Annotated in this window: 18 protein-coding genes; 8 read left to right on the top strand and 10 right to left on the bottom strand. The window is 74.6% G+C overall.

The window, feature by feature from the left end; translation table 11 throughout:
• The first annotated feature begins 114 nt into the window (after positions 1–114).
• Genes AC1C2W_RS10860 through AC1C2W_RS10850 form a run of 3 tightly spaced genes read left to right on the top strand, consistent with a single transcriptional unit; the run spans position 115 to position 4,339 of the window.
• The gene (locus tag AC1C2W_RS10860) at positions 115–1,458 is read left to right on the top strand and encodes an MFS transporter (RefSeq protein ID WP_495413100.1); all 1,344 of its coding nucleotides are present in this window, start codon (positions 115–117) and stop codon (positions 1,456–1,458) included.
• Positions 1,455–3,335 (top strand): glycoside hydrolase family 2 protein, encoded by a 1,881-nt coding sequence (locus AC1C2W_RS10855; RefSeq protein WP_495413099.1) that lies wholly within the window; start codon positions 1,455–1,457, stop codon positions 3,333–3,335. The genes AC1C2W_RS10860 and AC1C2W_RS10855 overlap by 4 nt, the downstream gene beginning before the upstream one ends.
• Positions 3,332–4,339: a DUF2804 domain-containing protein gene (locus tag AC1C2W_RS10850; protein ID WP_495388874.1), complete on the top strand. Its 1,008-nt coding sequence runs from the start codon at positions 3,332–3,334 to the stop codon at positions 4,337–4,339. Before AC1C2W_RS10855 ends, AC1C2W_RS10850 begins: the two co-directional genes overlap by 4 nt.
• A 12-nt stretch (positions 4,340–4,351) precedes the next feature.
• Here the strand turns inward: AC1C2W_RS10850 and AC1C2W_RS10845 are convergent, their stop codons facing one another.
• The 4 genes from AC1C2W_RS10845 to AC1C2W_RS10830 all read right to left on the bottom strand — a co-directional run bounded on the left by AC1C2W_RS10845 (position 4,352) and on the right by AC1C2W_RS10830 (position 7,772).
• Positions 4,352–5,035 carry an HAD hydrolase-like protein gene (locus tag AC1C2W_RS10845; protein WP_495413098.1) on the bottom strand — a complete coding sequence of 228 codons (684 nt, stop codon included), beginning with the start codon at positions 5,033–5,035 and terminating at the stop codon, positions 4,352–4,354.
• Between the two features lie 70 nt (positions 5,036–5,105).
• Positions 5,106–5,237, bottom strand: coding sequence for a hypothetical protein (locus AC1C2W_RS10840; protein ID WP_495388872.1), 132 nt, complete (start codon positions 5,235–5,237; stop codon positions 5,106–5,108).
• A gap of 73 nt (positions 5,238–5,310) precedes the next feature.
• Entirely contained in the window at positions 5,311–6,855 is a 1,545-nt protein-coding gene (locus AC1C2W_RS10835) for a M81 family metallopeptidase (protein WP_495413212.1), read from the bottom strand.
• A gap of 173 nt (positions 6,856–7,028) precedes the next feature.
• The gene (locus tag AC1C2W_RS10830; protein WP_495388871.1) at positions 7,029–7,772 is read right to left on the bottom strand and encodes an IclR family transcriptional regulator; all 744 of its coding nucleotides are present in this window, start codon (positions 7,770–7,772) and stop codon (positions 7,029–7,031) included.
• 70 nt (positions 7,773–7,842) lie between these two features.
• Between AC1C2W_RS10830 and eda the strand changes: the two genes are divergently transcribed.
• Positions 7,843–8,520, top strand: a complete 678-nt coding sequence (eda, locus tag AC1C2W_RS10825) for a bifunctional 4-hydroxy-2-oxoglutarate aldolase/2-dehydro-3-deoxy-phosphogluconate aldolase (RefSeq protein WP_495413097.1) — start codon at positions 7,843–7,845, stop codon at positions 8,518–8,520.
• A gap of 5 nt (positions 8,521–8,525) precedes the next feature.
• A complete protein-coding gene (locus AC1C2W_RS10820) occupies positions 8,526–9,632 on the top strand; it encodes a sugar kinase (protein WP_495388869.1) in 1,107 nt (368 codons plus the stop codon).
• A gap of 58 nt (positions 9,633–9,690) precedes the next feature.
• Here AC1C2W_RS10820 and AC1C2W_RS10815 read toward each other — a convergent pair whose 3' ends face one another.
• Positions 9,691–10,284 carry a substrate-binding domain-containing protein gene (locus tag AC1C2W_RS10815; RefSeq protein ID WP_495413211.1) on the bottom strand — a complete coding sequence of 198 codons (594 nt, stop codon included), beginning with the start codon at positions 10,282–10,284 and terminating at the stop codon, positions 9,691–9,693.
• Positions 10,285–10,409: 125 nt separating this feature from the next.
• Between AC1C2W_RS10815 and AC1C2W_RS10810 the strand changes: the two genes are divergently transcribed.
• The gene (locus tag AC1C2W_RS10810; RefSeq protein ID WP_495413096.1) at positions 10,410–10,616 is read left to right on the top strand and encodes a hypothetical protein; all 207 of its coding nucleotides are present in this window, start codon (positions 10,410–10,412) and stop codon (positions 10,614–10,616) included.
• Between the two features lie 182 nt (positions 10,617–10,798).
• On the opposite strand, the gene AC1C2W_RS10805 is transcribed toward AC1C2W_RS10810, so the two are convergent.
• The 3 genes from AC1C2W_RS10805 to AC1C2W_RS10795 are packed head-to-tail and all read right to left on the bottom strand — an operon-like array spanning position 10,799 to position 13,988.
• Positions 10,799–11,638: an ABC transporter permease gene (locus tag AC1C2W_RS10805; RefSeq protein ID WP_495413095.1), complete on the bottom strand. Its 840-nt coding sequence runs from the start codon at positions 11,636–11,638 to the stop codon at positions 10,799–10,801.
• On the bottom strand, positions 11,635–12,597 hold the full coding sequence (locus AC1C2W_RS10800; protein ID WP_495413094.1) for an ATP-binding cassette domain-containing protein: 963 nt from the start codon (positions 12,595–12,597) through the stop codon (positions 11,635–11,637). Before AC1C2W_RS10800 ends, AC1C2W_RS10805 begins: the two co-directional genes overlap by 4 nt.
• Positions 12,594–13,988: an FAD-binding oxidoreductase gene (locus tag AC1C2W_RS10795; RefSeq protein WP_495413093.1), complete on the bottom strand. Its 1,395-nt coding sequence runs from the start codon at positions 13,986–13,988 to the stop codon at positions 12,594–12,596. The genes AC1C2W_RS10800 and AC1C2W_RS10795 overlap by 4 nt, the downstream gene beginning before the upstream one ends.
• Before the next feature lie 210 nt (positions 13,989–14,198).
• On the opposite strand from AC1C2W_RS10795, the gene AC1C2W_RS10790 reads away from it, so the two are divergent.
• On the top strand, positions 14,199–15,050 hold the full coding sequence (locus tag AC1C2W_RS10790) for a sensor histidine kinase (RefSeq protein WP_495413092.1): 852 nt from the start codon (positions 14,199–14,201) through the stop codon (positions 15,048–15,050).
• Positions 15,047–15,724: a response regulator gene (locus AC1C2W_RS10785; RefSeq protein ID WP_495413091.1), complete on the top strand. Its 678-nt coding sequence runs from the start codon at positions 15,047–15,049 to the stop codon at positions 15,722–15,724. The genes AC1C2W_RS10790 and AC1C2W_RS10785 overlap by 4 nt, the downstream gene beginning before the upstream one ends.
• Here AC1C2W_RS10785 and AC1C2W_RS10780 read toward each other — a convergent pair.
• Both AC1C2W_RS10780 and AC1C2W_RS10775 read right to left on the bottom strand, forming a co-directional pair.
• Positions 15,673–17,157, bottom strand: coding sequence for a serine hydrolase domain-containing protein (locus AC1C2W_RS10780; protein ID WP_495413090.1), 1,485 nt, complete (start codon positions 17,155–17,157; stop codon positions 15,673–15,675). The genes AC1C2W_RS10785 and AC1C2W_RS10780 overlap by 52 nt on opposite strands.
• A 455-nt stretch (positions 17,158–17,612) precedes the next feature.
• Positions 17,613–19,781 carry an alpha-glucuronidase gene (locus AC1C2W_RS10775; protein ID WP_495413089.1) on the bottom strand — a complete coding sequence of 723 codons (2,169 nt, stop codon included), beginning with the start codon at positions 19,779–19,781 and terminating at the stop codon, positions 17,613–17,615.
• Positions 19,782–19,896: the final 115 nt, after the last annotated feature.

The raw sequence follows: 19,896 nt of genomic DNA, 5'->3' as shown, positions 1-19,896 counted from the left end.
GTGCCGAGGCGCGTGTCCGACGCGGAGGCGGCACGGGCCGGTCAAGTCGGGGGCGTTGCCACGGGGCCCTAGGATCAGGCCAGCCCGACCCGCCCGACGTCAGCAAGGAAGCCGATGACGACACCGACCCGCGCCGTCCCCGGGGTGCGGACCCGCACCGACCCGCTCGGAGCGCGGACCTGGATCACCGTCGTGGTGGTGGGCCTTGTCGGCCAGCTCGCCTGGACCGTCGAGAACATGTATCTCAACGTCTTCGTCTACGACACGATCACCACCGACCCGAACGTCCTGGCCGTCCTGGTCGCCAGCTCCGCGGTCGCGGCGACGGTCGCCACCTTCCTCGTCGGCGCCTGGTCCGACCGGGTCGCGCGACGGCGGCCCTTCATCGCCGTCGGGTACGTGCTGTGGGGCGCCACCACCGCCGCCTTCGGGCTCGTCTCTCCCGCCGCCGGCGCGCAGGTCGTTTCCACCGTCGGCGCGGCCGTCGTGGCGATCGTCGTCCTGGACTGCGCCATGTCGGTCTTCGGTTCCGGGGCGAACGACGCGGCGTTCAGCGCCTGGGTCACGGACTCGACCACCCCCGCCAACCGAGGACGGGTCGACGGCGTCCTGGCGATCATGCCCCTGGTGGCGATGCTGCTCGTGTTCGGCGCGCTCGACGGGCTGACGCGGGCGGGGCACTGGGAGCTGTTCTTCGGCGTCGTCGGCGGCGTCACGGCCGTGGTCGGAGTGCTCGCGCAGCTCCTCGTGCGTGAGCCGGCCGCGGTCCGGCCGCCTACGGACGGCTATCTCGCCTCGCTGGTCCACGGCCTGCGGCCAGGCACGATGCGCAGCCACCCGCGCCTCTACCTGCTGCTGGCCGCGTGGGCTGCGGTCGGGACCAGCACGCAGGTGTTCCTGCCGTACCTGATCATCTACATCCAGCGGTACCTGCGGATCGACGGGTACGCGTTCCTGCTCGCCGCGGTGCTGGTGACGGCCTCCGTGGTGAGCGTGCTGGGCGGCCGGGTCATCGACCGGGTGGGCAAGGAGCGCATGATCCTGCCCGCGGTGGCGGTACTCGTCGTCGGGCTGCTCGGGATGTTCGTCGCCCGGGGGACCGGGGCCGTCATCGGCGCCGGCATCGTCATGATGAGCGGGTTCATGTTGTCGACGGCCGCGCTCGCCGCGAGCGTGCGCGACGAGACCCCCGCCGACCGGGTCGGCATGGTGCAGGGCCTGCGGATGATCGCCATGGTCGCGGTCCCGATGGTCCTCGGCCCGTTCATCGGGGCGTCGGTCATCGTGGGGGCGAACGAGACGTACGTCGACCTCGGCGTGGTCAAGCAGGTGCCGACGCCGTGGATCTTCCCGGCGGCCGCGGTCGTGGCCGTGCTCGTCGTCGTGCCGGTCGCGCTCCTGCGCCGGCCGGCACACCGGGAGGCAGGCCAAGAGACAGGCCAGGAGGTGCCGCGATGACCCCGCTCACCACGCCGTGGACCGACGCCGTGGACCCGGGCGCGCCGCTGCCCCAGTACCCGCGGCCCCAGCTGGTGCGCCCGGACTGGCTCAACCTCAACGGGCAGTGGCAGTACGCGATGACGCCGTTCGCGGCCCCGTCCGCGGACCCGGTCACGGCCGCCGACCCGTGCGCCGTCGCCGACCCGCTCGATGCGCCGCGCGACTGGGACGGTCGGATCGTCGTGCCGTTCTCCCCGGAGACCCCGTTGTCCGGGGTCGGGCGCACGCTGCGACCGGACCAGTCCCTCTGGTACCGGCGCAGCTTCGCCCTGCCGCGCGCGCTGGCGCCGGGCCAGCGGGCGCTGCTGCACTTCGGGGCGGTCGACCAGTCGTGCCGGGTCGCCGTCGACGGTGTGGAGGTGGGGGGCCACACCGGCGGCTACCTGCCGTTCACGCTGGATGTCACCGCTGCCGTGGGGCCGGACGCCGACCAACCCGACCACGAGCTCCGCGGCCACGAGATCACCGTGGCCGTGCGTGACGTCACCGACACCGCGTGGCTCGCCCGCGGCAAGCAGTCGAGCAGGCGCGGCGGCATCTGGTACACGCCGCAGTCCGGCATCTGGCAGACGGTGTGGCTGGAGCTCGTGCCCCGGGTCGCCGTCGACCGGCTCCGGCTCGTCCCGGACCTCGACGCCGGCGCGGTCGAGGTGACGGTGGCCGGCGAGCACGCAGCACCGGGTGCGACGGCGGACGTCGTCGTGCGTGCGGGCGGCGCCGTCGTCGCGACGGCCGCGCTGCCCGTGGGCGCGCCGGCGCGCGTCGCGCTCGCGGGCCCCGTGCGGCCGTGGAGCCCCGAGGACCCGTTCCTGTACGACGTCGAGGTGACGCTCGGGGACGACCGGGTCACCAGCTACGTCGCGATGCGGTCGTTCGGCGTCGGGCGGGACGCGGCGGGCGACCCGCGGCTGCTGCTCAACGGCGAGCCTTACCTGCCCGTCGGGCTGCTCGACCAGGGGTACTGGCCCGACGGCGGGTACACCGCACCCACCGACGAGGCGCTGGAGTTCGACGTCCTCCTCGCACGCCGCAGCGGCTTCACCATGCTGCGCAAGCACATCAAGGTCGAGCCGCTGCGCTGGTACCACCACTGCGACCGGCTCGGCATGCTCGTCTGGCAGGACGCCGTCAACGGGGGCGGCCGGTACCACCCGTTGGTCGTCACCGCGCCGGTGCTCGGCGCCCCGGCCCTCGACGACGGCCGGTACCGCCGGTTCGGGCGTGCGTCGGCCCGGGGCCGCGAGCAGTTCGAGACCGAGCTGCGCGAGATGATCGAGCACCTGCGCGACGTCCCGTCGATCGCGCTCTGGGTGCCGTTCAACGAGGGGTGGGGGCAGTTCGACGCCGCGCGGGTGGCCGGCCTCGTGCGGAGCCTGGACCCGACCCGCCCGGTCGACCACGCCAGCGGATGGCACGACCAGGGCGCGGGAGACCTGCGCAGCCTGCACGTGTACTTCCGGCCCGTGCGCGTGCCGCGGCGGTGGCGTCGTGGCGGCGACGAGCGCGTGCTGGCGGTCACCGAGTACGGCGGGTACAGCCTGGCGGAGCCGGGGCACGCGTGGGGGTCGAAGGTCTTCGGCTACCGCCGCTACCGCTCGCAGGACACGCTGGCCCGCGCGATCGCGCGCCTGCACGATCGCGAGATCGTGCCGGCGATCCGGCGCGGGCTCGCCGCCACCGTGTACACCCAGCTCTCGGACGTCGAGGACGAGGTGAACGGCCTCGTCACGTACGACCGCCGCGTGGTCAAGGTGCCCGAGCACGCCATGCGTCAGATCAACGACCGCCTGCGGGCTGCCGCGGCGCCCGCCCGCGCACAGGAGAGGACCCCATGACGCTCCCCGAGCTCACCGAGCGCCTGCCGCTCACCCGCCCCGACGGACGCCTGGACCGACGGGCGGTCGGCTGGGCCCGCGGCCCGTTGGTGGACACCGACGGCATCGCCCGCGACGGGCGCCGGTTCCTCGGCCGCAACAAGCGGTGGGAATACTGGGGCGTCGTCACGCCGACGCACCTGCTCGCGGTCACCGTCTCGTCGATCGACTACGCCGCCGTGCACGAGGTCTGGGTCCTGGACCGGGCGACCGAGGAGAGCTTCGGCGCCGCCGCGACAGTGATCCCGGCGCGCGGCGTCCGCCTGCCCGGGACGCTCGGGGCCGGCCCGGTCCGCGCCCGGGCGCGGGGACTGGACGTCGCGATCGACGAGGTGGCCGGCGGGACGCGGCTGCGGGCCCGGACCGCCGACGCGGCGCTCGACGTCGTCGCCGAGCTGCCCGAGGGCCACGAGCGGCTCGCCGTGGTGGTGCCGTGGAGCGACACGCGGTTCCAGTACACCGTCAAGGACGTCGCCCGGCCGGCGCGGGGCACGGTCACGACGGCGGGGGTGACGCACGAGCTCGAAGCAGGGGAATCGTGGGCGGTGCTGGACCACGGGCGTGGCCGGTGGCCGTACGACGTCCGGTGGAACTGGGGCGCGGGCTCGGGTCGGTCCGGCGGGCGCACCGTCGGGCTCCAGGTCGGCGGCCGCTGGACCGACGGCACGGGCTCCACGGAGAACGCCGTCGTCGTCGACGGGCGGTTGCACCACATCCCGCAGGCGCTGACCTGGGACTACGACCTCGCCGAGTGGCGGCGCCCGTGGCGGGTCAGTGGCGGCGGGCTCGACGCGACGTTCGAGGCGTACTACGACAAGGTCTCGCGCACGAACCTCGGGGTCCTGTCCTCGGCCACCGACCAGTGCTTCGGCCACTGGTCCGGGACCTTCGCGCCGCCGGGCGGCGAGCCGGTCGAGTTCTCCGGCCTCACCGGCTGGGCTGAGGAGGTCCACAACCGCTGGTGACCGCCATGGGGCTCATGCCGTCGTCACGCCGAGCACGGCGTCGGCCAGGTCGGCGACGTCGTCGACCAGCGCGAGGGCGCCGGCCCGCTCCAGCTCGCCGGGCGCGGCGTACCCCCACGTGACGCCGAGGCAGCCGATGCGGTGGTCGGCGGCGCCGTGCACGTCGTGCTCGCGGTCGCCCACCATGAGCGCCGGCCCCTCGGCGGGGTCCGCCGGGGAGGTGCGCCCCAGCGTGGCCAAGGCCTTGGCGATGACGTCCGCCTTGGTGGACGTGCCCTCGTCGAGCGGGGCGCCGAAGACGCCGTCGACCAGCTCCGTGAGCCCGAAGCGGTCGCAGATGGGGCGCGCGTAGACCTCGGGCTTGGACGTCGCGACGGCGAGCGTGCACCCCGCCGCCCGCAGCGCGCGCAGCGCCTCCGGGACGCCGTCGAACACCCGGTTGTCGTACATGCCGCCGGCCGCGAACACGTCGCGATACGCGCGCACCGCGTCCGCGACCCGCTCGGCGGGCACCCCGTGGGCGGCGAACGAGTCGGTGATGGGCGGGCCGACGAACGTGCGCAGCGTCGCGTCGTCGGGCACGGGCAGCCCGAGCGCGCCGTACGCGTGCCGGATGCCCGCCACGATGCCGGGCGCGGAGTCGGTGAGCGTGCCGTCGAGGTCGAGCAGGACGAGCGGTGCGGGGGTGCGGGTCACGGCAGCAGGCTACGTGCACGTGGTCTCGACAGGCTCGACCGACGGCAGCCGCCGGCCGGACGGCCGCCGGTCAGACCGCGCGCGCCTGCGCCACCAGGAGGTCGAACGCGACGTCGAGGACGTCGTCGACCACCTGCGCGTCGGGGTAGGCGGGGGCGTCGGCGCCCAGGTCGGGCCCGGTGCGCCTCTCGACGCTCAGCACGGTCGGCTCCTCGATCGTCGGAAAGGTCGTCGGAAAGGTGCTGGCGGTCGGGCTTGTCGCTGACGCCTGCTGCTCAGGCCTGCCACTCGGCCTCGCCGCGGCGGCGCAGCACGGGGCGCAGATCGGGGTCGGCCATGCCCTGGTCGAACGGGTACATGGGCCGCTCGATCCGGTGGTGACCCAGGCGCGGCAGGTCCTGGTCGACGCCGCCGGGCGTGAGCGCGAGCCGCCAGTCGGCGGCGAGGTCGTAGAGCTCGGGCTCGAGGTAGCCGATCTTCACCACGACGACGTCCGCGCGGTGGGGGTCCAGGCCGAGGCGCGTGAAGTCGTGCAGGTGGTGGTACGGCTTGCGGCGCTCGGTGACGATGGCGTGCACGCCGCCGCGGCGCACCACGACCACCGTCCCGGCGTCGGTGTCGCCGGGCGTGATCGAGAAGACCTCTCCCTCCAGGCGGACCGGGCCGCGGGCGCGCCCGTCGACGCGGCCGCCCACCTCGGCGTCGACCCGGCCCCCGACGCCGGCCCGGACGGCGGCAGCGACGGCGGCCGGGTCGAAGACCGACGCGTGCAGCACGACGGGTCCGCCGGGCTCGGCGAAGCGGGGGTCGTCGAGCAGCTCGCCGAGCGACCAGGAGACGTCGCCGGCGCCGCCCGCGGTCGGGTTGTCCCCGGAGTCGGAGACGACGAAGGGCCGCGGGGCGTCGGCCCGGCGCGCGAGCGCGAGGTCGAGGCACTCCTCGAACGTGCCCGTCGGCGCGACGAACTCGAAGCCGTCGCGTGCGTCCCAGAACGCCCGGGCCAGCGTGTGGGCCTGGTCCGCGATCAGGTCGGGGTCGTCGCCCGTGACGACGACGGCGGCCTGGCAGCGGGGCTCGTCGGCCCAGGCGTACCCGATCCAGATCGAGGCGTCGACGACGCCGTCCAGGGCCTCGACGCCCGGGAGGCGGTCGTAGAGGCTCGTTGCAGGCTCGAGCCGGGTGCTCGTCTTCTCGCCGGGCAGCAGCACCGGCACCTGGACCCACGCCTGCCACGGGCGGCGCGCCGCCGGGTCGGCGCCGTGCGGCCCCCGCAGGCGCTCGAGCAGGTGATGCACGGCCCGCTCGCGAGTGTTCGCCGCGTCCTCGTGCGGCGCCATCCGGTAGCAGGTGATGAGGTCGACGGCGCGCGACAGCGTGGCGGAGACGTTGCCGTGCAGGTCCATCGACGCGGAGACGAGCGTGTCGGGGCCGAGGGCCGCGCGCACCGCGGCGGCCAGGTCGCCCTCGGCGTCGGTCGTGCCGACCACGCTCATCGCACCGTGGATGTCGAGGAACAGCCCGTCGAGGGGGCCGCGGGCGGCGACCTCGGCCCGGATGCGCTCGACGATCTCGTCGCGCATCGCCCGGTACACGTCGGGGTCGACGGCGCCGCCGGGCAGGGACCGGCCGTGCACGAACGGCACCCACTCGGCGGCGTCTCCGCGGGGTGTGCCGACGTCGAGGAACGGGTAGCGGGCCCGCAGCTCGTCCCCGCGCCGCAGCGTGAAGGCCTCCCAGCCGCTCACGTGCGGCGAGAAGGTGGAGGACTCGATCGAGATGCCCGCGATGCCCACGCGCGAGCGGGCGAGGCCGCCGGGCACGACGGGAGAGAGCGGGGGCGACCAGACGGTCGAGGCGAGAGGGGGCACGGCGGTGTGGGCTCCTGTCGAACGGCAGAGTGATCGGATGTATCGGTATCCGACGCGAGGATAGCGATGACCAATGGTGAGCCACACTCCAGGTCTGGCCCCAACCTGGAGATACGTCGGATGATTCAGCCGCGAGGCGGCAGGCTTAGCCCGGACGGGAGGAAGCGCGGGAGGACGTCGCGCAGCGCGGCGACCCGCTCGGCGCGCGCGGTGCCCGTCATGCGCTCGACCGGGGCGGTGATGCTCACGGCGGCGACCGGCCGGTCCGCGCGCAGCAGCGCGACGGCCACGCACGCGATGCCGGGCTCGTTCTCCTCCGTCTCGGCGGCGTACCCGAGCTCGCGCGCCTCGGCGAGGGCCGCTCGCAGGGAGGGGTCGCCGTCGACGCCGGGCTCGTCGTCGGGGCCCGCCGCGAGCACCGCGCGCCCGAGCGCCGTCGTCGCGGCCGGGAAGCGTCGCCCGACCGCCGACCACACGCGCAGCGGGCGCTTCGGTTCCACCTTGTCGAGGTAGACGACCTCCTGGCCGGCGAGGGTGCCGAGGTGCACGAGCTCGTCCACCTCCGCGCACAGCGCCTCGAGCGCGGGGCGTAGCAGGCCGGGCAGGTTGTCCTCGGCGAGGTAGGCGGCGCCCAGGGACAGCACGGCGGGGCCGAGGCGGTACGCGCCGTCGGGCGTCTGGTCCGCGTAGCCGCGGTGCCGCAGCGCGGAGAGCGTGCGGTGCAGGGTCGACTTGTTGGCGCCGACCTCGGCGGCGAGGTCGGCCAGCGCGACGCCGCCGGCCCCGGCGCGCGCGAGCGCGTCGAGCGTGAGCAGAGCCTTGTCCACGCTGCCGAGCGGGCTCGGGTTGGTCATCGGTGTCCCGTCCATGGTCTGGTCCTGTCCGCTATGGTGTTCCGTAGTGAACAACAGGCGTTCACCATAGCGAAACGGAGCTCGAATGTCTTCCCCCGACACCCCGACCCAGGCCGCCTCCGGCGACGTCGTCGCCGCGCTCGGCGCTCGGCGCCTCGTCCCTGTCGTCGTGGTCGACGGCGCCGACCAGGGCGCGCGTCTCGCCGAGGCCCTCGTCGCCGGCGGTCTCCCCGTTGCCGAGATCACCCTGCGCACCGCGGGCGGGATCGACGCCATCCGGGCGGTCGCGAGCGCCCAGCCCGACGTCGTCGTGGGCGCGGGCACCGTCACCACCGTCGCGCAGGTCGACGCCGTCGTCGACGCCGGCGCGCGCTACATCGTCTCCCCGGGGCTGTCCGAGGCCGTCGTGCGCCGGGCCCAGTCCCACGGGGTGCCGATCCTGCCCGGCGTCGCGACGCCCAGCGAGATCATGGCGGCCCTGGACCTGGGCCTCGACGTCGTGAAGCTCTTCCCGGCGTCCGTGGTCGGTGGCCCGGCCGCGATCAAGGCCTTCTCCGCGCCGTTCCCCGGCCTGCGCTTCGTGCCGACCGGCGGCGTGGGCGCCGCGAACCTGCGGGAGTACCTCGACCTGGCCCCGGTGCTCGCCGTCGGCGGCTCGTGGATGGTCGAGAAGTCGCTCGTCGCCGCCGGGGACTGGGCCGAGGTCACCCGCCGCACCGCCGAGGCCGTCGCCCTGGCCGCCCCCACGTCGAAGGAGAAGTGACCGACATGACCAACCCCTCGATCACCACCCGCCCCGCCGCCGAGTGCCGGTACGACGTCGTCGCGCTCGGCGAGGTCATGCTCCGCCTCGACCCGGGCGACCGCCGCGTGCGCACCACCCGCTCGTTCGACGTCTGGGAGGGCGGCGGCGAGTACAACGTGGCCCGGGGCCTGCGCCGCGCGTTCGGCCTGCGCGGCGCGATCGTCACCGCGCTCGCCGACAACGAGGTGGGCCGCCTCGTCGAGGACTTCATGCTCACCGGCGGGCTCGACACGTCGTGGGTGCGGTGGCGCGAGTACGACGGCATCGGCCGGTCGGTGCGCAACGGGCTGAACTTCACCGAGCGCGGCTTCGGCGTGCGCGGGGCCGTCGGTGTCAGCGACCGCGGCAACACCGCGATCTCGCAGATGCGGCCCGAGGACGTCGACTGGGACGCGCTCTTCGGCTCCGGCGTGCGCTGGCTGCACACCGGCGGCATCTTCGCGGCGCTGTCCGAGTCAGCCGCCGACGTCGCCGAGGCCGCGATGTCGGCCGCGCGCCGGCACGGCACGGTCGTGTCGTACGACCTCAACTACCGGCCGTCGCTGTGGAAGGGCATCGGCGGCGTCGAGCGGGCGCGCGAGGTCAACCGCCGCCTGGCGCAGCACGTCGACGTCATGATCGGCAACGAGGAGGACTTCACCGCCTCCCTCGGCTTCGAGGTCGAGGGCGTGGACGAGAACCTCACCGACCTCGACACCGGCGCCTTCCGGGCCATGATCGGTACGGCCGCCGAGGCCTACCCGAACTTCCAGGCCATCGCGACGACGCTGCGCGGCGTGCGCTCTGCGTCGCGCAACGACTGGGGCGCGATCGCCTGGTCGCGCGCCGAGGGCTTCGTCGAGGCCACGCACCGCGCCGACCTGGAGATCTTCGACCGCGTCGGCGGCGGCGACTCGTTCGCGTCCGGACTGGTCTACGGCCTCATGGAGCTCGGGTCGCTGCAGGAAGCCGTCGAGTACGGCGCCGCGCACGGCGCGCTGGCCATGACCACGCCGGGTGACACGACGACGGCGACCCTCGCCGAGGTCGCCAAGCTCGCCGGCGGGGGCAGCGCCCGCGTCCAGCGCTGACGACAGCAGTGGTTCGCTGGTTGAGCCTGTCGAAACCCGTTCGCTGGTTTCGACAGGCTCAACCGGCGAACGGGGGAGCGGTGGACTCGCGCAGGACGAGCTCGGTGGAGAGGTTGACGCGTCGCACCATCGGCACGTGGCCGCGTGCGAGGTCGAGGAGCATGGTGGTGGCGGTGATGGCCATCTCCAGCAGGGGCCGACGCACGGTGGTCAGGGCCGGGGAGGTCCAGGTCGCGAGGGGCAGGTCGTCGTAGCCGACGACGGACAGGTCGCGCGGCACAGAGATCCCGCGCTCCTGGGCGGCGCGCAGCAGGCCGATCGCCTGCATGTCGGAGCCGGCGAAGACGGCCGTCGGGGCCTCGGGCAGGTCGAGGAGCACGCTGCCGGAGCGGTACCCCGACTGCACCTCGAAGTTCCCCGACCGGACGAGCGCAGGGTCGAAGGCGACGCCGGCGTCCTCGAGCGCGGTGCGGTAGCCGTCCACGCGGGCCCGGCTGCACAGCATGTCGCCCGGCCCGGAGATCGCGGCGATGCGTCGGTGCCCCAGGTCGAGCAGGTGCCGGGCGGCGACGAGGCCGCCGTTCCAGTTGTCGGAGCCCACGGTGGGCACGTCCGGCGGTTCGCCGTCGGCGTCGATGACGACGTAGGGGATCGCGCGGGTGGTGAGGCGCCGCCGCTGCGCCGAGGGCCACCAACCCCGTCACGCTGGTCGAGCCTGTCGAGATCGCCGCGCCCGTCGAGACCCGGTCGGACGCCTCGCTCGTCTTCGAGGTCCTCGTGCCACAGGGGGCGGACGTCGTCGGCACCTACGGGTCGGAGTTCTACGCCGGCGCCCCGGCCGTCACGCGGCTCCGGCACGGGATCCGGCACCGGCCCCGTCGACGTCGTCGCCCACGCGTCCGGGACCGACCTGCTCACCGGTCGCGCCGTCGTGGTAGGGGAGCAGCTGCACCTCGAGGCGACCGACGTCGTCCTCCTCCGTGAGGACCCGTCGAGGTAGTGCGAAAATCCGCGAGGTAGTTCCAGACCCGGCGAGGTAGTGCGAATCTGCGCGAGGTAGTGGGCTACCTCGGCCGGTCTCGAACTACCTCGCGGAATTTCGAACTACCTCGCGCGATTTGGAACTACCTCGCGCAGATTCGAACTACCTCGCGGGGTCGCGCGCCTCACACGACCCGGCGGAAGGCGATCACGGCCGCGGTACCGAAGACGGCGAGGAAGGCCCCGCTCCACAGGAGCGTCGCCGCCGCCGGCCCGGCGACGGGCCCGCCGAGCAGCAGACCCTGGCTGGCCTCGATCGCGTGGCTGACGGGGTTGACCTCCGCCCAGGCCTGCAGCCAGGTGGGCATGGTCTCGGTCGGCGCGGTCATCCCGGTGCCGAAGACCAGCGGGAACGGCAGCAGGAACCCCACGGTCGTCACCATGATCTCGTCGCGCAGCACCACGGCGATCAGCACGGTCAGCCAGCTCAGCGAGAAGCCGAGGCCGATCGCGAGGCCGCAGGCGGCCAGCGTCGAGGCCAGGTCGGTCTCGACGCGGAAGCCCATCGCGTACCCCACGCCGAACAGGACGACGAGGGCGATGACGTAGCGCACGGCGTCCGCGAGCACAGAGCCGGTCAGGATCGCCGCCCGCGGCACGGGCATGCTGCGGAGCCGGTCGAAGACGCCCTTCTTCATGTCCTGCACGATGCTGAGGCCCGTCGCGATCTGCCCCGTGAGCACCGTGGTCAGCACGAGGATGCCGGGGAACAGGTACTGCAGGTACTCCTGGGTCGAGCCGGCGACGGCTCCCCCGAAGAGGTAGACGAACAGGACGAGGAACACCACCGGCAGGATGACGGCGTCCATCAGCTCGCCCGGGTTGCGCAGGGTCTTGACGAGTGCGCGGTGCGCCAGCGCCAGGCTGTGGCGTGCCAGCGGCCAGCGCCGCGACGGCGGGTCGGCCGCGCCCTGCGGGGGTCGCGGAGGGGTCTCGGAGCGGGTCGTGCCCAGCGTGTCCGTCATGATTCCTCCCTGGTGATGGCGCCGTCGGGCGGCCGGCCGGTGAGCGTGAAGAACACCTCGTCGAGGCTGGGCAGCCGCAGCGCCACCTCGGCGACGGCGACGTCCGCGTCCTCGAGCCCGCGCACGATGTCGGCGAACTCGCGCTGGCCCGCCACAGGGGCGGTGACGGCGCCGCTGCGGGGTCGCCCGGCCGGCCGGCGGCCGGTGACCCGCCCGATGACGTCCGCCGCGCCGGCGGTCCGCGCTGGGTCTCGGGGGCGCACGACCACGGTCTGCCCGCCGGCCTGCTGCTTCAGCCCCGCCGGGGTGTCGTGGGCGATGACGCGGCCGTGGTCGATCACGGAGATCTCGTCGGCCAGCGCGTCGGCCTCCTCGAGGTACTGCGTGGTGAGCAGCACGGTGGTGCCGTCGTCGGCCAGGCCGCGGATCCTCTGCCACATCTCCTCGCGCTTGCCGGGATCCAGGCCGGTGGTGGGCTCGTCGAGGAAGAGGACGCTCGGGGAGCCCATAAGGCTGGCCGCCAGGTCGAGGCGCCGTCGCATCCCACCTGAGTACGTCGAGGCGCGCCGTCCGGCGGCCTCTGTCAGGTCGAACTGGTCCAGCAACCGGTCGGCGCGCCGCCGCGCCACGCTCGTGGGCAGATCGAGCAGCCGTCCGAACAGCACCAGGTTCTCGGTGCCGGTGAGGTCCTCGTCGACGGTGGCGTACTGGCCCGTGAGCCCGATCCGCCGGCGCACGGCGACCGGGTCGCGGGTCACATCGATGCCGTCGACCACCACCCGCCCGGCGTCCGCCCGCACCAGGGTGGCGAGCACCCGGATCGCCGTCGTCTTGCCGGCCCCGTTGGGCCCCAGGACGCCGAGCACGCTGCCCGGCCTCGCGTGCAGGTCGATGCCGTCGAGCGCCGTCGTCGCCCCGAACCGCTTGACGAGGCCCTCGACCTCGAACGCCGGCCTCACGCCGCCGGCCCGTCCGAGCGGGCGGTGCCGTCAGTGCCGGGCGCGACGTTGAGGTTGCGGTCGAAGAGGTTGCGCGGGTCGTAGGCGCGCTTGACCGCCCGCAGCCGGGCGAGCGTCGCCGGCGGGTACGCGGCGTGCAGGTCGGCCGCGGTGGCCGTGCCCTGGAAGTTCACGTAGGCGCCGGTGCCGTGCGCGGCGACGCCGTCCCAGCCGCCGAGCGCGAGCTCGACGTCGGCGCCGCTCGCGTCCGCGGGGAGGAGGGCGCCGCCCACGACCATCGCCTCCGCGTCGCGGTGGGCGAACGCCGTCGCGTCCGGGAGCACGCGGGAGAACGCGCCCCCCAGGCTGCGGACCGCCAGCACGGTGGGCCGGTCGCCCTCGAAGGCCGCGACGAGCGCCGCGACGACGTCGTCGTCGAGGGTGGGCACGAGCACGTTGCGCCCGACGACGCGCAGGCCCGGCGGGTGGTGCCCGCCCTCGGCGAGGGTGCTCGCGTACGGGACGGTCGCGAGGGAGTCGTCGGTAACCCGGCCGAGGCGCCGCAGCGGCTCGATCGCCCGGTCGGCCGCCGCCGGGTCGTCGTGCGACGCGCACACCAGCACCGTCGCGGCCGCCGGGCGGCCGGACATCGACGGCACGAGCAGCAGCGTGCTGGTCAGCTCCTCGTCCGCGGTGCGCAGGTGGTCGCGCCAGCCCGCGACCAGCCGCGCGGGGTCGTCGGGCGCGTAGGTGATCGCGCCGAACCGTACGTCGCGTACGCGGGCGGCGACGAAGTCGAGGCCGGTCACGACGCCGAAATTGCCGCCACCGCCGCGCAGCGCCCAGAACAGGCCGGCGTGCTGGTCGGCGCTCGCGACGAGCGTCCGGCCGTCCGCGACCACCACCCGCGCCGCGACGAGGTTGTCGATCGCGAGCCCGTACCGGCGCACCATCCACCCCACGCCGCCGCCCAGCGTGAGCCCGCCGACGCCCACGCTGGCGGTGTCCCCGGCCGTGATCCCGAGGCCGTGCGGGGCGAGGGCGGCCGCGACCCGGCCCCACGTGGCGCCCGCGCCGACCCGGACCACGTGCCGCCCGGCGTCCACCACCTCGACGGCGTCCAGGTGCCGCAGGTCGATCACCACGCCGCCGTCGTTGGTGCCGTGGCCGAGCGAGCCGTGTCCGCCCGAGCGCACCGACAGCGCCAGCCCCTCGTGGTTCGCATGGGCGACGGCCGCGGCGACCTGCCGCTCGTCGTGCGGGCGGACCACGAGGGCGGGGCGGCCGGTGGCGAACGTGGTGCGGCGGGCGTCGTCGTAGCCCTCGTCACCGGGCGTGAGGACGTCGCCCATCGCGGTGGGCGCGCCGGACGTCCGGCCGCGCGGGGTCTCTCTCGTTGTCTGGATGCTCATGCTGGTCTCCTCCGGTGCGGGGCCTGTCGGGTCGTCGTGCCGTGGTCCCGATCCTTCGCGGGCCGGGGTCGGAGCGCGTCTGCCCCTCGGTGACACCTGCGCGTACCGGCCCGGGTGGGCGCGCCGGTCGGGCGTACCGCGCTCGGAGTACGCGGAGGCTGCTCCCCGCGGCGGATGCGGGGCGTGCCCGGGCACGCCTACGCTGCCGAGATGGTGACGGAACGGGCGCGGCAGCGGATCCTCGCGGCTGGCTGGCTGGTCTCGCTGGGGGCCGCCGCCGTGGCGGTCCTCCAGTGGCGCGCGTACGTGCGCGAGGTGGTGCAGCGCGCCGACGACGCCGAGCGCACGCGCGAGGAGACCGCTCGGCGCCGCGCGGTCGAGGAGCGGCTGCGGATCGCCCGCGAGCTGCACGACTCGCTGACCCACAGCATCTCCGTGATCAAGGTGCAGGCCGGGGTGGCCGCGCACCTCGCCCGCAAACGCGGCGAGGAGCCGTCGCCCGCCCTGCTCGCGATCCAGGAGGCCAGCACCGACGCCGCCCGGGAGCTGCGGTCCACCCTCGACGTGCTGCGCCGCGACGGGGAGCCCAACGGCAACGGGCTCGACCGGCTCACGGCGCTGGTGGAGCGGGCCGAGGGGGCGGGGGTGCCCACCACCGTCACGGTCGCCGGGACGCGGCGGACCCTGCCGGCCACCGTCGACGAGGCCGCCTACCGCGTGGTGCAGGAGGCGCTGACCAACGTCGCCCGGCACGGCGGCCCCGGCGCGGCGGCGACCGTCCGCGTGGGGTTCGGCCCCACCGAGCTCGCCCTGGAGGTGGACGACGACGGCCGCGGCGCCCCGGGCCCGCCCGACCCCGGCCACGGGCTGACCGGCATGCGCGAGCGCGTCGACGCCCTCGGCGGCAGCCTGCGCGCCGCGCCGCGCGACGCCGGCGGGTTCTCCGTCCGCGTGACCCTCCCGCTGCCGGGCGCAGCGCCCGACACCTCGCCCGACACCTCGCCCGACACCTCGCCCGGCGCCGCGCCGGAACCCTCGTCCGACGCCGCGGGTCGCCGGTGATCCGGGTGGGCCTGGTCGACGACCAGGCGCTGATCCGGTCCGGCATCCGGGCCCTGCTCGACGCGGAGGACGACGTCGAGGTGGTCGCCGAGGGCGCCGACGGGCACGACGGCGTCCGGGTGGCGCGCGAGCACCGGCCCGACGTCGTGCTCATGGACGTGCAGATGCCCGGGCTCGACGGCATCGCCGCCACCCGGGAGATCGCCGCCGACGACGCGCTGGCCGACGTGCACGTGGTCGTGCTGACCAACTACGGCATCGACGAGTACGTGTTCGAGGCGCTGCGGGCCGGGGCGTGCGGGTTCGTCGTGAAGGACACGGAGCCGGCCGACCTCCTGGAGGCCGTGCGCGCGGCGGTGCGCGGCGACGCGCTGCTCTCGCCGGCGATCACGCGGCGGCTGATCAGCGAGTTCGTCGCCCGCCCTCCCGACGCGGTCGGGGCGGACGGGCTCGGGCTCCTCACCCCGCGCGAGCGCGAGGTGGTGGCGCTGGTCGCCCACGGGCTGTCCAACGACGAGATCGCCGGGCGGATGGTGCTGAGCCCGCTGACGGCGAAGACGCACGTGAGCCGCGCGATGACGAAGCTGGGGGCCCGGGACCGGGCGCAGCTCGTCGTGTTCGCCTACGAGTCGGGGCTCGTCTCGGCGCGGACGCGGCCCGCCGGCTCGCGGTAGGCGCCGGCCCGCGCGGCGAGCGCGCGGGGCACGGCCAGCGTCGACAGGCTCGGTCGCCACAGGGGCGTCGTCAGCCAGGCGAGGTCGAGCCGCTCGCCGGGGAGCCCGCGCGCGACGAGCCGGTGGGGCGAGGTGGGGACGACGGCGTGGATCTCGGTGCGCCCGTCGCCCGCCGCCCGGGACCGGACGGAGAGGACGAGCACGTCGTCCTGCGACTCAGCGCCCCCGGTGACCTCGTGCGTCCGGTGCGGCCACGAGAGCACGTGCGTCGTCCAGGAGCCGTCGGTGACGGTGAGGACGTCGTCGCCGACGGCAAACGTGCAGGCGTCCTCGTCGCGGGACACCAGCGTCCACGGCACCGGGCTGATGACGTCGGCAGGGGTCGGCTCCGGGTCGGGCTCCATGTGCCGGGGCCACGTGTCCAGGGCGTCCAGGCGGGCGTCCAGGGCGTCCAGGCGAGCGGCCGGGCCGGCGGCCACACCGGCCGTACCGTCGTCGTCGGTCGGGAGCGGGCCGTCGGACAGCCGGCCGGCGAACCGCCAGAACGCGTCGAGCACCCGGTCGGTCGTCCGGGTCGCGCCCAGGTAGCCGACGGCCAGGCCCAGCTCCGGCACGGCGAGGCCGAACTGCCCGTACGCCCCGTCGGCCCGGAACCCGCGCCGGTTGCGCCACACCTGGTAGCCGTAGCCCGCCCGCCAGTCCGGATGGGCGTCCGGGTCGACGGCGTTGTCCGACCAGGCCCGCGGCATCTCGGCGACCCACGCGGCGGGGATCACCTGGACGCCGCCGTACCGGCCGCCGTCGGCCATCGCGACGGCGAGCCGGGCGACGTCCTCGGCGGTGAGGTGCAGCCCGGAGAAACCCTGGTCGATGTCCAGGTCGCCGTCGCGGAGCGGGATCCACCAGGAGCCGACGATGCCGAGCGGGTCCAGGAGGCGCGGGCGCAGGTAGTCGGCGAGGCGTTCGCCGGTGAGCGTCGTGACGATCGACGACAGCGTCATCGACGCGGGTGAGCTGTAGACGAAGTGTGTCCCGGGCGCGTGCTCCGGTGCCGTGCCGAGCAGCCGCCGGGAGTCGAAGCCGATCTGCGCGACCTGCTCCACCGTGTGGCCCGTGTTCATGCTGAGCAGGTGCCGCACCGTGATCCCGGCCGGGTCGGGCACGCCCAGCACCGTGCCGGCCAGGTCGCCCGTCGACAGCCGGCCCTCGGCCACGAGATGCCCGATCGCGATCGAGGTGAACGTCTTCGACACCGAGTAGACGAGGCCGGGCAGGTCGTCGCGGTACGGCGCCCACGTGCCGCGCACCACCGGCATGCCGTGCCGCGCGATCACCAGGGCGTGCGGGTCCAGGCCCGGCTGCTCCAGGTCGTGGAGCAGGTCGAGGACGGCGGCCGGGTCGATGCCGTGCGCCTGGTGTGTCGTGGACGTCATGTGGGGTGCGTGCTCCTCGGGGGATGGGCGGACGTGCGGAAGCTGGTGCCGGGCATGTCGCGTCGTCGACGGCGGCCCGGGGCGCTCACGGACCCGGGCGCCTGCGTCTAGCCTGCCTCCCGTGCCGGAACCGCGTCAGCACCGCGTCGCCGTCCTCGTGCTCGAAGGCGCGAAGCCCCTCGGCGTCGGCATCCCCGCCCAGGTGTTCACGACGCGACCAAGCATGCCCTATGAGGTGCGGGTCTGCGGGTCGTCGCCGGGTCTGGTCGCCGGCGGGGACGGGCTCTCGTACCACGTGGCCCACGGCCTGGAGGTGCTGACCTGGGCCGAGATCGTGTTCATCCCGGGCTACCGGTTCCCGGACCGCGACGACCCGCCGGCAGGCGCTGTGGGCGTGAGATCGGGGACTATCCGGCATCGAATAGCCCCGATCTCACGCCCACAGCTCCGACGGGTCAAAAGATGGTCCGGCCGCGGACGTCGGGGATGCCGGACTTGCGGAAGAAGTAGGTGGTGAGCTGGTCGCGCCACTCGGTGGCCGACCGCAGCTGCTCCGCGAGGAGCCCGCGGACCCGGGCGTCGACGTCGGCGGGCACGTGCGCGGGGACGAGCCCGGCCAGCGACTCCCACGCCGCGACCATGTCGCGCACCCGCTCGACGCCGGCGAAGTGCGTGTCGTAGACGTGCTGGATCACGGTGACCCCGCTGTGCAGCACGTGCGTGTACGGCACGTGGTGGAAGAACAGCAGCAGCTCGTCGGGGCAGGTCTCGACGCTCTCGTAGACGTCGCGCCAGGGCGCGGGGTACTGGCCGGTGGACCCCGTCCCGGTGGCCCGGGTGCGGTCGACGCCGATGCCGTCGCGGTCGGCGAAGTGGTACGTACCCCACGGGGTGTACTCGTAGCCGTCCACGTCGGGGCCGTAGTGGTGGCCCGGCCGCACCATGAACCCCACGCCGAGCGGCGCCGTGTACGCCTCGTACGTGCGCCACGAGTCGTCCAGGACGGCGTGCAGCACCTCGCGCACCCGCGGGTCGACCGGGTCCTCGCCGGGCGCGTCCGGGCGGCCGAAGGTGAGGGAGATCCACTCGTCGAGGATCGCGGCCGGGTCGAGCGTCGGGTCCCACGCGAGCCGCCCGAAGGCGTACAGGTTCGCCTGGGCGAGCGGGTGGCCGGTCCAGAACCGGTCGTCGCCGACGTTCGAGACGGCGGCGATCCCGCCGTTCGTGACGACGTCGTGTACGGCCCGCCCGTCATCCTCGACGTCGCCCGAACCCTCGCCCGCACCCTCTCCCGAACCCCAGGGCTGGAAGGCGAGGTTCTCGCTCCACCACGGCGCGAGGTAGCACGCGTGCCGCTGCTGGCCCGTGTACTCCTGTGTCACCTGCAGCTCGATTGCGAGGCGGGTGCGCGGCATGGCGGCGAGCACGGGGGAGACCGGCTCGCGGGTCTGGAAGTCCATCGGCCCGTGCTTGATCTGCACCACCACGTTGTCGGCGAACCGGCCGTCGAGCGGGGCGAAGTGGTCGTACGCCGCCCGGGCGCGGTCGGTGGAGCGGTCGCGCCAGTCCTGCCGGTGGTCGTAGACGAAGGCGCGCCAGTGCACGACGCCGCCGTGCGGCGCCACGACCTCGGCCAGCAGGTTCGCGCCGTCGGCGTGGTCGCGCCCGTACGCGAACGGTCCGGGCTGGCCCTCGGAGTCGGCCTTCACGAGGAACCCTCCGAAGTCGGGGACCGCCGCCCACACCCGGTCCGCGGCCGCGCGCCACCAGGCGCGCACGTCGTCGTCCAGCGGGTCGGACGTCGGCAGCCCGCCGAGCGTCATCGGCGCCGCGAAGCTCACCGCCAGGTGGGTGCGCACGCCGTAGGGCCGCAGGGCGGCCGCGATCCGCGCCACCTCGGGCAGGTCGTCGGTGAGCAGCCGCGCCTCGCGGGCGTGCACGTTGACGTTGTTGATCGCCACGCGGTCGATCCCGACCGCGGCGAGCAGGCGCGCGTAGGTCGTGACCCGGGACAGGTCCTCCCGGACCCGGCCGCCGGCATAGAAGATCGACCCGCCCGCGTAGCCGCGCTCCACCTGCCCCATCACGGGGTGCACGTCCACGTTGTCCCAGTGGTCGAGCACGCGCAGGGCCACGGCCGGGGCATGCCGCTCGTCGGCGTCGGGCCCGGTGAAGGCCGCCTCCCCGAGCCGCACCACGTGGAACCAGCCGTGCAGTAGCGCGGTCGCCGTCGCCGCGGACACCGCGACCCGACCGCCGTCGCGCACGACCCGGAACCCGCCCGTCGAGTTGTCAGGGCCACGTGACGGAATACCCGCACCTGGGCCTGACAGCTCCGGGGTGAGGGTAAGCAGGAGGTCGGGTGAGTCGTCGAGGTCGACGACGGCGCCGCCGTGCGCCGACGTCGCGCGCGTGGCCTCCGCGCGCAGGGTAGACGCCACCTCCCGCGAGTTGTCAGGGCCAGGTGCCCGTATACCTCCGCGTGGCCCTGACAGGTCGGGGATGCGGAGGGCGACGCGCCGCCGGCCGACCGCGGCCAGCGCACCGTCAGGCAGCCAGGCGGGATGGACGTCGTGGTCGACAACGATTTCGGACGACGCCGACGGCGCCCTTTCGTCGTGCATGTCTGCCTTTCGCAGGGGGTTTCGACAGGCTCAACCGGCGGAGGGTTTCGACAGGCTCAGCCGGCGGAGCGTTTCGACGCGCTCAACCGGCGGAGCGTTTCGACGCGCTCAGCCG

The sequence above is a fragment of the Isoptericola sp. Y581 genome, from assembly GCF_059445475.1.
The sequence above is the reverse complement of the archived record's forward strand: the minus strand, read 5'-3'. Positions and strand labels throughout refer to the sequence as shown.

Bases quoted from the DNA above. Each gene is read 5' to 3' on its own strand.
- AC1C2W_RS10790 (WP_495413092.1), top strand. From the start codon at position 14,199: ATGGTGACGGAACGGGCGCGGCAGCGGATCCTCGCGGCTGGCTGGCTG.
- AC1C2W_RS10775 (WP_495413089.1), bottom strand. From the start codon at position 19,781: ATGCACGACGAAAGGGCGCCGTCGGCGTCGTCCGAAATCGTTGTCGAC.
- AC1C2W_RS10855 (WP_495413099.1), top strand. From the start codon at position 1,455: ATGACCCCGCTCACCACGCCGTGGACCGACGCCGTGGACCCGGGCGCG.
- AC1C2W_RS10780 (WP_495413090.1), bottom strand. From the start codon at position 17,157: ATGACGTCCACGACACACCAGGCGCACGGCATCGACCCGGCCGCCGTC.
- AC1C2W_RS10850 (WP_495388874.1), top strand. From the start codon at position 3,332: ATGACGCTCCCCGAGCTCACCGAGCGCCTGCCGCTCACCCGCCCCGAC.
- AC1C2W_RS10830 (WP_495388871.1), bottom strand. From the start codon at position 7,772: ATGGACGGGACACCGATGACCAACCCGAGCCCGCTCGGCAGCGTGGAC.
- AC1C2W_RS10805 (WP_495413095.1), bottom strand. From the start codon at position 11,638: ATGACGGACACGCTGGGCACGACCCGCTCCGAGACCCCTCCGCGACCC.
- AC1C2W_RS10860 (WP_495413100.1), top strand. From the start codon at position 115: ATGACGACACCGACCCGCGCCGTCCCCGGGGTGCGGACCCGCACCGAC.
- eda (WP_495413097.1), top strand. From the start codon at position 7,843: ATGTCTTCCCCCGACACCCCGACCCAGGCCGCCTCCGGCGACGTCGTC.
- AC1C2W_RS10820 (WP_495388869.1), top strand. From the start codon at position 8,526: ATGACCAACCCCTCGATCACCACCCGCCCCGCCGCCGAGTGCCGGTAC.
- AC1C2W_RS10795 (WP_495413093.1), bottom strand. From the start codon at position 13,988: ATGAGCATCCAGACAACGAGAGAGACCCCGCGCGGCCGGACGTCCGGC.